The 11,186-nt window shown below is 46.7% G+C and carries 11 protein-coding genes; 8 read left to right on the top strand and 3 right to left on the bottom strand.

From position 1 onward, the window contains the following. The first annotated feature begins 233 nt into the window (after positions 1-233). The 6 genes from WCK19_RS12085 (at position 234) to WCK19_RS12110 (ending at position 7,659) form a co-directional block, all read left to right on the top strand. The gene (locus WCK19_RS12085) at positions 234-818 is read left to right on the top strand and encodes a hypothetical protein (RefSeq protein ID WP_342397639.1); all 585 of its coding nucleotides are present in this window, start codon (positions 234-236) and stop codon (positions 816-818) included. Between the two features lie 25 nt (positions 819-843). Then, positions 844-2,691 (top strand): hypothetical protein, encoded by a 1,848-nt coding sequence (locus WCK19_RS12090; RefSeq protein WP_342397640.1) that lies wholly within the window; start codon positions 844-846, stop codon positions 2,689-2,691. A gap of 35 nt (positions 2,692-2,726) precedes the next feature. After that, a complete protein-coding gene (locus WCK19_RS12095) occupies positions 2,727-4,745 on the top strand; it encodes an AAA family ATPase (protein WP_342397641.1) in 2,019 nt (672 codons plus the stop codon). A gap of 462 nt (positions 4,746-5,207) precedes the next feature. Then, positions 5,208-6,131, top strand: a complete 924-nt coding sequence (locus WCK19_RS12100; protein ID WP_342397642.1) for an ABC transporter permease — start codon at positions 5,208-5,210, stop codon at positions 6,129-6,131. Between the two features lie 4 nt (positions 6,132-6,135). Next, the gene (locus tag WCK19_RS12105) at positions 6,136-7,041 is read left to right on the top strand and encodes an ABC transporter permease (RefSeq protein WP_342397643.1); all 906 of its coding nucleotides are present in this window, start codon (positions 6,136-6,138) and stop codon (positions 7,039-7,041) included. Between the two features lie 39 nt (positions 7,042-7,080). Beyond that, complete coding sequence (locus tag WCK19_RS12110) at positions 7,081-7,659, top strand: flavodoxin domain-containing protein (RefSeq protein ID WP_342397644.1); 579 nt, start codon at positions 7,081-7,083, stop codon at positions 7,657-7,659. Positions 7,660-7,743: 84 nt separating this feature from the next. Here the strand turns inward: WCK19_RS12110 and WCK19_RS12115 are convergent, their stop codons facing one another. Both WCK19_RS12115 and tatA read right to left on the bottom strand, forming a co-directional pair. Further along, complete coding sequence (locus tag WCK19_RS12115) at positions 7,744-8,466, bottom strand: type II CAAX endopeptidase family protein (RefSeq protein ID WP_342397645.1); 723 nt, start codon at positions 8,464-8,466, stop codon at positions 7,744-7,746. Between the two features lie 53 nt (positions 8,467-8,519). Then, positions 8,520-8,822: a twin-arginine translocase TatA/TatE family subunit gene (gene tatA, locus WCK19_RS12120; protein ID WP_342397646.1), complete on the bottom strand. Its 303-nt coding sequence runs from the start codon at positions 8,820-8,822 to the stop codon at positions 8,520-8,522. Positions 8,823-9,138: 316 nt separating this feature from the next. On the opposite strand from tatA, the gene WCK19_RS12125 reads away from it, so the two are divergent. Both WCK19_RS12125 and WCK19_RS12130 read left to right on the top strand, forming a co-directional pair. Then, positions 9,139-10,269, top strand: coding sequence for an RNA-guided endonuclease TnpB family protein (locus tag WCK19_RS12125; protein WP_342397647.1), 1,131 nt, complete (start codon positions 9,139-9,141; stop codon positions 10,267-10,269). Between the two features lie 105 nt (positions 10,270-10,374). After that, complete coding sequence (locus WCK19_RS12130) at positions 10,375-10,632, top strand: hypothetical protein (protein WP_342397648.1); 258 nt, start codon at positions 10,375-10,377, stop codon at positions 10,630-10,632. Positions 10,633-10,711: 79 nt separating this feature from the next. Here WCK19_RS12130 and WCK19_RS12135 read toward each other — a convergent pair whose 3' ends face one another. Further along, positions 10,712-11,146, bottom strand: a complete 435-nt coding sequence (locus WCK19_RS12135) for a VOC family protein (protein ID WP_342397649.1) — start codon at positions 11,144-11,146, stop codon at positions 10,712-10,714. Positions 11,147-11,186 lie beyond the last annotated feature (40 nt).

Consider the following 11,186-nt stretch of genomic DNA (forward strand, 5'->3'; position numbering starts at 1 on the left):
TCGGCTATTTGACGCTATAATTCTTACTATATATTAGCAAACATTTCAGAGTCATTTAATAGTTATTTAACACTTATAGACCCAAAACTCGGTTATAATCCTTGCTAAGGATGCCAGCTTCGCAGGTAGTTCTTTTCATATTCAATTTTTAACCCGGAGACTCGTTGCAGGCGAGCCTCTCGGCGTTTGTTCCGGTCTTACTTCTCAAAATAAAATAACACCGGGTGCGGTATATGTTACTTTTCCGCGTATTTGGTCGTTTACTTACCCGTTTTTTTGGCGGGTTAGGTCGCTTCACCATAGGGATATTCAAGTTTATCGGTCGCCATGAAACGATTCTAGGCGGGGCGGTAATTATTGCGGTTGTGGTGGGCGGCATTTGGTTGCTTATAACAGTTTTCAATATAAATATAGTAGTAGGCGACCCCCAGACGGTAGTAAGTAAGAACGCTTCTACTCAAGCTTCTGCCGCATCTCCAAAAATAAATACCACCAACGCGCCACAGATTACTGAAGCTTTTATGCGCGGTCAGATTTATCTCAATGCCGATGATATATGGAATTCGTTAGATGCTCAACTCCAAAACCAGCTTGCTCAGGTGGGCAGGGGCAAAGATTACTTTGTGCGACAATTTGTCCAGTTTAAAGAACGAGGCATGCAATACCAAGAATACCGTTATATCGGTGGTTTTGATGGCGGGAATGGGCAGACCATACATTTCTATGTTGCACGATATTTAGATAATAATAAGAAAATGATAGATGAGCCTTTTACCCTTGTTGTGGCTGGGCAAGGCAAAATAATCGCCTTTAATTAATTTTCGCATAAGGGGTAGTTCACTTATGATATTTAAAATAGTTGGTCGTATTACAATCCGTTTCTTTCGGGGCTTAGGACGGATGACCATAAATACCGGGCGGTTTACTACGCGCCATCCGGTGGGTAGTTTCTTTATTATAGCTTTCCTATCGGCAGCAATCACTTTGCTTGTTTCGACCAATTTTTTGAATATTGCCAGCGCAGATAATTCCAGTTCACTATTTCGTAACGCCGATGGGGTGACAGGTACGGCGCGGGAGTCTAGCGTGCAGACGCTAAAAGGGCTTGCCGCTTACAACGCCTCTCAGATGTGGCAGGGCTTTAACGAGGACTACCGCCAGACCCTTGCCCGTAATGGGGTTGACCAAGCGCGTTTGCAACAACTGTTGGATGAGGCTAAAAAACCCTCCCAAGATAGCGGCAATGCGATTGTGTATGAATATTTTACTTGGCAAGGCTTTGGAGAATTGCGGGACGGTAGCGGTAAAGCCGATGTCTTTGAGGCTACTCTGAAGGTCGGCGCAACTGAAACCAAAACGCATTATGCTTTGAAGGTGGATGCTAAAGACCGTATCCGCGATATTATGAGCGATGACTCGCAGATGTCCAAAACTCTGTTTTTCACCACTGTGCGGAGCGCAAACCCGCTAGTAAAGCCGGGTGAAGGCAGTATCCATTTGCTGCTAGGTCTTTCCAAAAGTGACGCGAAAGAAGTTTGGGTGGCGCTTTCTGATGATTACCGCCAGCAATTAACTGAATCTGGCGTGGATCAGGCGATAATACAGGCGGCTTTTGACAAGCTCAAGAGCGATACTAACGCCTCTAATTACGATCATTTCACTTTGCGCGGCAATCAAACCGATACCACCTCTACTTCGACAATTGAACAATATGCTGCATACATGAAAAATAGTGCCACCCCGCAATTTACTTATACTATCGGTCTTGATATGAGCGGGCGTGTGGCGCAAATAACCAGCAACGACCCTTTGATGCAAGCGATTTTTCTCGAATCGTTGGTGCGTAGCTCCGATGCAACGCTCAAGCCGCGCAGCGCAGGGGTACAGGTTTTGCAGGGCATTTCAAAATTCAATGCTAAACTCATTTGGAACGGGTTGAGCAATGCCTACAAGAAGGCTCTAACCGCCGATGGCTTTACCCAAACTAGCATGCAAACCGCGATTGATAGTGCGGTTAAGGAACTTGATATAATCGGCGAGAAACCGCAATATACCCGCTTTGAACTGGCTCAGACCGGGCAAACCCGCGATACCGGTTCAAACGCCGAGATGTACAACGTTAGCTATAAAGTAAATGGGCGCGAAACCTCCACCGTGTTTGTGGTGAAGTACGATAGCAACGATATGGTTGCCGAAATTGTGTCGCAAGACCCTATCGTTAGCGCGGCTCTTCGCAGACCCTCAAATAGCGCTACCCTGCCGCAAACCGGTTCGGAATTGCTCTCTCCTAGCTTTGTCGCAGAGCGGTTGATGTCAGGCTTAACCTCCTTTGACTCCAAAAAAATCTGGGCTTCTTTCAGCGCAAGTTACCAGAAAGCGTTGAGCGTGAAGGGAATTTCCCCCACCACTATGGCAGCCGAGATGAATAATTATAAAACCGATGCTGCCAGCCAGAATATCAAGCTGAGTTATGTGGGTTACAGCTTTGTTAGCGGCAAGAGCTATCCTGCCGGAAATGCTGAAGCCAAATATTCTGCCACGCTTCAATACGATGACCGCGCCGATCAATATGATTATCTAATAATTTTGGATGGCAGCGGTAAAATACAGGCAATTACCACCTCCGACCCTATTCTGAGCGCAATGTTAGGACGCATTCAGAGTAATGGGATGCAGAATACTATTCCTTAATGGTTTAAATACAAGGAAGTAACGAGGATTAATTCATGGAGAATTTACGCAGTAAACGTCGCCCCGTAACTCGTAAGGACGAGGTGGACGAAGCGATAGAGCGAATGGGGAGGAAGGTAAAATTCAACCCCCTTCGCCAGCACTTAGGCTCATGGATTGCGCTAACCTTGCTGGTGTTGCTTATCTGGAACTTCCTGTTCCCGATATATAGCCAGAGCGGGTTTGCCGGAATTTCGCAGACAATCGTCCAGTTGGCTTTCCAATTGGCTTTTGCTGCCATATTCGCGCTTTTCCAGATTTACATAATGTTCTTTGCCATTGCTCGCCCTCGTACATTTTGGCTCAAGCCGGGTGAAACCGGCATATCCTTCCAAGATTACAAAGGCAATCCGCAAGTGCTGGAAATGGCGCGTGAAGTGGTGCTTTTGCTGAAGGGGGCGCGTGAATTTAAAGAAATGGGCGGCGAGGTCATTCGCGGTTTGTTGCTGGAAGGCGACCCCGGCGTAGGTAAATCCTATCTGGCGCAAGCAATCGCTACCGAAGCGGGTTTGCCCTTCGGCTATTGCTCTGCCGCTAGTTTGCAAAGCCCCTTTGTAGCGGGTGGTATGTTGAGCATCAAAGCCCTGTACAAAAAAGCCAATAAACTATCAGATCAATACGGCGCTTGCATCCTCTTTTTGGATGAAATTGATGCTATCGGGCAGAAACGTGCCGGACAGCAGCAGGGCGGTATGGGTATGGGCATGGGTGGTATGATGGGCGGCATGGGCAGCGGTTTGATTAACGAACTGCTGGTGCAAATGGATCCGCCACCTGTGCATGACTCAATGTCCCGTAAATTCCTGCGCTGGCTCGGTATTGATTTTAAAGCCAAAAAAGCGGTGCGAAAAAATGTATTAACCATTGGTGCGACCAACTTGGTAGAAACTCTGGACGAAGCCTTGCTGCGCCCCGGTCGCTTTGACCGCAAGATTAAGGTTGACTTGCCGGATGCGGATGGTCGCCGTGAGATTATTGAGTATTACCTCGACAAGGTAAACCACGAAAATATCCCTATGAGCAAAGTGGTATCCCAGACTATTGGCTATACCCCTGTATCTATCCGGTACGTCATTAACGAAGCGGTGGTACGCGCTCACTTTGACGGACGCGATGCGATTACCTACAAGGATATACTCGCTGCCCGCGATTTGTTCGAGGTTGGTCTTCGCATGCCTATTCGCAGCATGTCTTACGAGGAGAAACGGCGCATCGCTTACCATGAAGTTGGGCATGCGGTAGCACAGGTGTTGTTGAACCCTCATGAAGATTTGGTAAAATTGACTATCATTCGACACGGCGGGGCGTTGGGCTTTATGCAGCCCAAACCCAAAGAAGAACGCTATACCCTTACCAAAGATGAAATTGAAGCCGATATTCAGGTAAGCCTTGGAAGCCGCGCTGCCGAAGAACTTTTCCTGAACACGGCAATGACCGGTTTCAGCGGCGACCTTGCCAATGCTACCCAACGCGCAATTTTGTATTGTAACCTCGTTGGTATGAACGGGCATCTTTCATCTTCGCAAGTGTTGGGCGAGCAGGCTGTATCGGTGCAGGAAATTGAAGCTTTCCTCCAGAATCAGTATCGCCGGGTGAAAACTCTGTTGTCGTCAAACGCTGACATGTGCCACGCGCTGGCGGAAGCATTAATCCAGCGTGAGGAAATGCTAGGCGATGAGGTGCTGGAAATCGTCAATCGCTTTACCGCCGTATTGACCAATGATGCGAGGCAACTTGGTTTCCGCCTTTCTAAAATGGGCAAACACGCCGGACTTGAGCAATACGGCGGGATGTACGCTGAAGGTAAGAAAGCGGCTACCGGAACGGATGATGAGCTTATTTCTACCCCAAGCCAGCCCGTTACAGTTGAGGCAGATGAGGATGACTCGATATTTCCCGGAGTAGCGGCTTACTCTGCCAAAAACCGAAACGTGGTCAAAGGTGAGGTAATTCCGGCGCAAAAACCTATTAGCCCGTACACAGACGAGGATGATTTCTTGCCGAGTAAATGGTAAAGCGTAGTCGCTAAGCTAGAAATTCGCGATTCCCTTTCCCGTAAAATCGGGAGAGGGGATTTTTTAGGAGAGCTTGCACTGGCTCTTATAGGTCACGCGAGTGTTACCAAAGGCAGGGTAAAAAAGCTAGTAAAGATTTAAACAAACTACTGTTTGGTAGTTCAGGTTACAGCGACTAGCCCTCTTTAGTGTTAACTTCTACTATAATAGTTTGAATCGGGAACTACTTTATTTCGCGCTACCTTTATCCGATTTAGCACAAAAAGCTTTAGCAGTCCCTTGTTGCTAACAGGCAATTTAAGGAATTAAAAGGAGCAAGAATTGAGAAGTAAAAACTTCCCCTTTAGTAGCTATTTTGTTGATGGTAGTTACTGCGATACACTCGCAGCCTGTGGTGACAATAATCGAGTAATGTAATCAAAAAGGCGGTGGTGTAGCTAACTGCGCCACTGTAATTATCAAATGAATTTTGTATTGCGACGTATTTTGTTTTTCATTCCGGCTCTGCTGGGTGTGGTCATTGTAACCTTTATTATTGGAAGGCTTGCACCTGGTGACCCATTCCAACAATTGATTGGGCTTGGCGTTGATAATGAGACAATTGCGGAGTTGCGTCACCATTATGGTTTTGACCAACCGCTGTGGCTGCAACTCTTTACCTATTTGGGCAACCTAGCGCAGGGCGACCTCGGTATTTCCTTTGCCAAAGCCAATATGCGGGTAGTTGATATAATACAAATGAGCATAGGTCCTACCTTATTGGTGGGTGTGCTATCCATAACGCTTGGCTCGCTTATGGGTGTTTGGTTCGGGTTATGGAGTGCGCTCCGGCGTGGAAAGCTCGCGGACAAGGTTATAACGGCGGCGGTTAGCTTTTTTGGCGCAATGCCCGGTTTTGTGTTATCCTATTTTATGATTTGGGGCATGGCAGTAGGTTTAAAATGGTTACCGCCGGGCGGGTGGGGCAAACCGGAAAATATCATAATGCCTGTAATAGTGGCAGCTTTAGCTCCGGCAGCCTTTGTTGCGCGGGTGTGTCGCTCCTCAATGGTGGAAGTGCTGCGGCAGGAATATGTGACGGTGGCGCGTGCGAAAGGGTTATCGCCTTTCCATATAATGCGCTGGCATGTCCTGAAAAATGGCTTTATTCCGGTTATTACTGTTATTGGTCCGTTGGCGGGACGTTCCATTACCGGGCTTTTCTTCGTTGAGAGAATCTTCGGTATTCCGGGTCTTACCAGCCTGACCATTGATTCAATTCCTTCGCGGGATTACTCGGTTATACAAGCTTCTACGTTAATGCTGGCTACTATTTTTATTATCATAAACTTGCTGGTGGACATCTTGAATACGATGATCGACCCGCGTACCAGAAGTATTGGTTAATTTTATGTCAACAGTTGAGCTAAACTCGCAGGAGCAAAATCCATACCTTACTAAGGCAATGCCGGATGAGTTTCCTTTACTCAAGAAACGGCAAAAGACATGGTTCGGGCGTAAGCGAGATATGTTGGTACTTTTTAGCCTACTTTTTATCTTTGTGATTCTTATTTGCGCTATTTTCGCCGACCAGATTTCTCCGTATCGTCCAGAATATCAGGAACGCGGTAAAGGGGTAGCATGGCAAGACCCTTCTGCGACACATTGGCTCGGTACTGATGGGTTGGGGCGCGATTTTCTGAGTCGCTTGATTCATGGAGCGAGAGTAACAGTTGTGCTGGCAGTCGGGGTGACAGTCTTTCAGCTTTCCATTGGTTTGACGTTGGGCGTGCTTTCTGGCTTCTTCGGCGGGTGGACGGATTTTATTATTATGCGTGTCGCCGATTTGCTATATGCTTTCCCCGGCTTGCTTTTGATTATATTGGTGGTCAGTGTGGTGGATACCCTTCCAAGAATTCTGACCGCGTTTATTGTTATCACCTTGATTAGCTGGCCCGATGTTACACGCCTTACACGCGCTCAAGTGCTTTCCCTGAAACAGCGCGAGTTTGTAGATTCGGCGCGTGTTATGGGGGCATCTTCGCGCCATATAATAATCAAGCATTTGTTCCCCAACTTTATCCGCCCAATTGCGGCGTTGGTTCCGCTTGGTATGGCACTTGTAATCTTGAGCGAGTCAAGCCTGAGCTTTCTGGGGTTAGGTGTCCAACCTCCGGGGGCAAGTTGGGGCAATATGATTAACGAAGTAGGGGTACATTTCAGGACAAGTCCTTGGATGATTTTGGCTCCTAGTATGAGTTTGGTTTTTACAGTGCTATCGCTCAACTATGTTTCTGACTGGTTGCTGGATGAATAATAAATTTAGACAGCTTACGTTTAAGAGAGGTACTAAAATATGGCTAAGTTGCTGATTGTTTACGGCACTGGAGAAGGGCAGACCACAAAAATCGCCGAGCGAATTGCCGAGGTAGTGCAGGGTAAAGGACATGTAGTAGAGGTGGTGCGCGGTAACGAACTACCCTCTAACCTTAATCTCGCCAATTATCACTTTATATTGGTGGGCGCTTCGATTCATAGCGGCAAACACCAACCCTATATTGTGAAGTTCGTGAAATCCAATCTCGACCTTCTTAGCAGCAAGCCCTCCGCCTTTTTCTCGGTTAGCGTGAGCGCCGTCTCAAAAGTTTCTCGGCTGTATGCGGTGGCTGAAAAATATTTAGACCGCTTTCAGACCGAGACAGGCTGGAAACCTGCCAATACTATTCTAATCGGTGGAGCGTTACAGTACACCAAGTATAATATCATCAACAAAGTGTTGCTGCGCATTATTACCCGCAACTCATTGGGACCAACCGACATCAAACGCGATTACGAGTACACCGATTGGGAGCAGGTCACGAAATTTGCCGAGAGCCTCGTGCCGTTGCTAGATAAAAACAACGCTAACTCTGCGCCACAGAAAGCCTCTCACTAGTAATTTACTGGAGTTCTATTAGCTGGTTCTGAATGGGAACCGGCTTTTGTTTGAGCCTACGCGCCGTTACCATACTGCTCTCGGCTAAGTGTTGGTATCGTCACGCGAGGCAGCAGGGGTAAAACGCTTTAGCCAGTTTTCTTCTTCGCCCGCTTTGGCAAGTTGGAGTAGGTTTATTACGTAGTGTGCGCTGATAACCACTAATAAGCTGTTGGTAATTATAAAGATTGCGGCAAAGATAAAACCGACTAACCCGGTCAACACCATGCCTAGTTTGCCCTGTGGCACATGAACCAAACCGAATAGTATAGAAGAGCCTATCGCCATTATCCACGGGTTTATCAGGCTTGAGAACCCCCCTACTGTCAACGCCCGGAACAAAACTTCTTCCACCGCTACTGCCAGCAATAGGGGAATAAGGATTAATATCCATTCGCTGAGTTTGCGTGGCACTACATTCTTCATGATGATAGGGGAGTAGATTTGCGGACCCCAAATGCGGATTGCCAAACCGGAGATAAAGTTGACGGAGTATTGGACTACTAGACCGATAATCACGCCTATCACTAATTCAACGCCAAAATTTCGTGGCGACCAGCCGAAAACTCTTTCGGTACGCGCCATTGTATAGGAGGAAGCTAATCCAAGGCAAAGACCCAAAAGGACTAGTTTAAACAGAAATTCCGGGAATTGTAATAGCAAATTACCCCGGATTTGGATATTCTTAATTTCTTTGCCGTTAAAATACGCACCCCAATACATTAATGCCAATAATGCCAATGTACCGATGGCAAAGATTAGATTCATAATTTACCAGTCTGGCGCATCAGAGGTTAACCTGTACACGCCATTCTAATGCCTTATAGTTGCGCTTTTTTGCGAATGACTCGATCTTCTATAACTTCGGTAGTGCCGTCCTCGCGCTTGCGCTCACGGCGGGTAATCACCACTTCTTCATTATCCGCAGGGGTAACGGCACTGCTGGCAACCGTAGTAGTGGATTCTGGCTTGGCATCTTTATTGGCAGCCTGAGTTTCTTCTTTAAACTCTCGAATACCACGACCTAGCGACTTCCCGATGTCTGTCAGGCGACCTGCTCCGAACAGCACAATAACAATCAATAGAATAATTACCCAAACCACAGGTTTGTCAAAAGCAAACATTTTAACCTCCGCAAATAGCTACCGGCAAGAGTTAGTCACGGTACAAGAAACAGGGGATAAAGCCGGCATGTTCTTCAAGTATAGCATAATCGAATTGCTGAATCTATGCAATATATCCTCAATTTAATCTTAGCAAACTCCGGCGTTAAAGCAACCGTCTCTTGTTTGGATTCACAGGGCATTTCAAAAAATAGTATTCTTTCACAAGTGGTAGCAAGTTCAAATTGTTAAGTTTTGAATCCGCCACCACTCTAGCGCATGCGAGGCATTAGGCAACAGTTTTACATTTACCTAAAGCTATAGTATGATTGTTCTTATGCGAAAAGCTTTTATGTGCAGGATATTCCCCAACAAACGAACCTCGCACATTCTTGAGGCAAGCCTTGAAGAGTGTTGCTGGCTTTACAACGATACTTTGAGCTTTCGTAAAAAGGCGTTGGAAGAAGAAAAACGTATTGCCAATTACTACGAAACCAAGCGGCGTATTCCTGTGCTTAAAGCCTCTCGCCCCTCCTTGGAAACCGTTCACAGTCAGGTACTTCAAAATGTTACCGAACGGGTTGACCTTGCTTTCCAAGCTTACTTTCGGCGGGTTAAATCGGGCGAAAAAGAACCCGGTTATCCTCGCTTCAAAGGTTATGGGCGTTATGACAGCCTCACCTATACCCAAAGTGGGTTTAAGTTGGCGGGTAACTGCCTTGAAGTTTCCAAAATTGGCAACCTCAAACTGGTACTGCACCGTCCTATCGAAGGGACGATTAAAACCCTTACCCTGCGTCGTAGTTCTACGGGCAAATGGTACGCTTGCTTTTCGGTTGAAATAGAACCTAAACGCTTGCCTAAACTTGAGAGCGTTGTGGGTATAGACGTTGGGCTTAACACCTTTGCCACCCTCTCGGATGGAACTGAGATTGAGAACCCATGCTTCTTTCGCAAGGAAGAAAAGGCTCTGGTTAAGGTTCAACGTAAGCTTTCCAAAGAAACTAAAGGCACTCCTGAAAGAAGATTTAGGCGCAAGGCTGTAGCCAGAACTCACGAACGGATAGGGTTCAAGCGTTCTAACTTCTCTCACCAATATAGCCGAAAGATAGTCAATCAGTTTGGGTTTATCGCGGTAGAAGATTTGACAGTCAATCGGATGGTGCATAGTCATTGTCTCTCCAAAAGCATTCACGATGTGGCATGGTCGGGATTTTTCAGAATATTGCGTAGCAAAGCGGAAGAAGCTGGCTACACTTTTATTGCTGTAAACCCTGCCTACACCAGCCAAACCTGTAGCAAATGTGGTCATCGGCTTCTGGATAAGCTCATCCTTTCTGATAGATTATTCACTTGTCCAGATTGCCAATTGCATATAGACCGTGACATCAACGCTGCCTTAAACATCAAAAGCTTGGGATTACAAGCTGTGGGTTTGCCCCTAAATGCCCCCGCCGCCTGCCTGTGACCCGAAGGGTTATGCCCTACTTAGGGGGGGGTATTAGGCGTGGGGAGTAGTCACTATATATTCGTGAACTTGGCTATCACTGTTAGTGAAAAAGGAGAATGACAAATGGGCATACTGAGCTTTGTAGCAGGAATTGCGCTTATTGTAATCGGCGCGTTTGGCGTTTACAACGCATGGGGTCGCTTTAACACTGGGTTTAAATCGGCGGAAAAAATAGCGCCCCTATTTACCGGCGCTGCTACCGTTGTGCTTGGCTTATTGTTCCTTATCTGGCAATTTGATATATGGTGGGCGGTCTTGGGCTTATTACTATTCGGCTTGGGCTACTTGTTACGCGGACCAAACCGCACAATTAGCCGATAAAATCAGGCAGGGAGCGTGTCACTAAAGATACGCTCCCTATTTTTACGGCAATTTTTCTTGTTCTCAACCTGTCGGATTTCTAGTGTACGCAGAACTCGTTGCCTTCTGGGTCGGCCAAAACAATCCAGTATTCATCTTGGGTTTGTATTTCGCGCTGCAAGGTTGCGCCATGTGTTATTAAACGCGCTGTTTCTGCCTTAACCCGATCAATCCGGTCTTGCAGCGGAGACGAAAAGCCACCGCTTACATTTAAGTCCAGATGCACCCGGTTTTTAACGATTTTAGGCTCTGGTACTTTCTGGAAGAAAATACGCGAGCCTTTGCCTTCCGGGTCTTCAATCGCGGATTTGCTATCCCATTCACTTTCAGGAATGTTTCGCGCTTTGAGAAATTCATGCCATGTATTAAAACCAGATGGTGGGTTGGGGATTTTGTAATGTAGCGCATTCGCCCAAAAATGTGCCAGTTTGTTCGGGTCGCTACAATCAAAAGTAACCTGAAAACCTATAGCCATATGAAATACTGCTCCTGCTAAAAATGGTTAGGGTAGCGGA

Origin of the sequence: Candidatus Chlorohelix sp., from assembly GCF_037138995.1 — a bacterium.
Lineage (GTDB): Bacteria > Chloroflexota > Chloroflexia > Chloroheliales > Chloroheliaceae > Chlorohelix.

Excerpts from the sequence above, each read along its gene's own strand:
- WCK19_RS12085 (WP_342397639.1), top strand. The coding sequence starts at position 234 with ATGTTACTTTTCCGCGTATTTGGTCGTTTACTTACCCGTTTTTTTGGC.
- WCK19_RS12090 (WP_342397640.1), top strand. The coding sequence starts at position 844 with ATGATATTTAAAATAGTTGGTCGTATTACAATCCGTTTCTTTCGGGGC.
- WCK19_RS12095 (WP_342397641.1), top strand. The coding sequence starts at position 2,727 with ATGGAGAATTTACGCAGTAAACGTCGCCCCGTAACTCGTAAGGACGAG.
- WCK19_RS12100 (WP_342397642.1), top strand. The coding sequence starts at position 5,208 with ATGAATTTTGTATTGCGACGTATTTTGTTTTTCATTCCGGCTCTGCTG.
- WCK19_RS12105 (WP_342397643.1), top strand. The coding sequence starts at position 6,136 with ATGTCAACAGTTGAGCTAAACTCGCAGGAGCAAAATCCATACCTTACT.
- WCK19_RS12110 (WP_342397644.1), top strand. The coding sequence starts at position 7,081 with ATGGCTAAGTTGCTGATTGTTTACGGCACTGGAGAAGGGCAGACCACA.
- WCK19_RS12115 (WP_342397645.1), bottom strand. The coding sequence starts at position 8,466 with ATGAATCTAATCTTTGCCATCGGTACATTGGCATTATTGGCATTAATG.
- tatA (WP_342397646.1), bottom strand. The coding sequence starts at position 8,822 with ATGTTTGCTTTTGACAAACCTGTGGTTTGGGTAATTATTCTATTGATT.
- WCK19_RS12125 (WP_342397647.1), top strand. The coding sequence starts at position 9,139 with ATGCGAAAAGCTTTTATGTGCAGGATATTCCCCAACAAACGAACCTCG.
- WCK19_RS12130 (WP_342397648.1), top strand. The coding sequence starts at position 10,375 with ATGGGCATACTGAGCTTTGTAGCAGGAATTGCGCTTATTGTAATCGGC.
- WCK19_RS12135 (WP_342397649.1), bottom strand. The coding sequence starts at position 11,146 with ATGGCTATAGGTTTTCAGGTTACTTTTGATTGTAGCGACCCGAACAAA.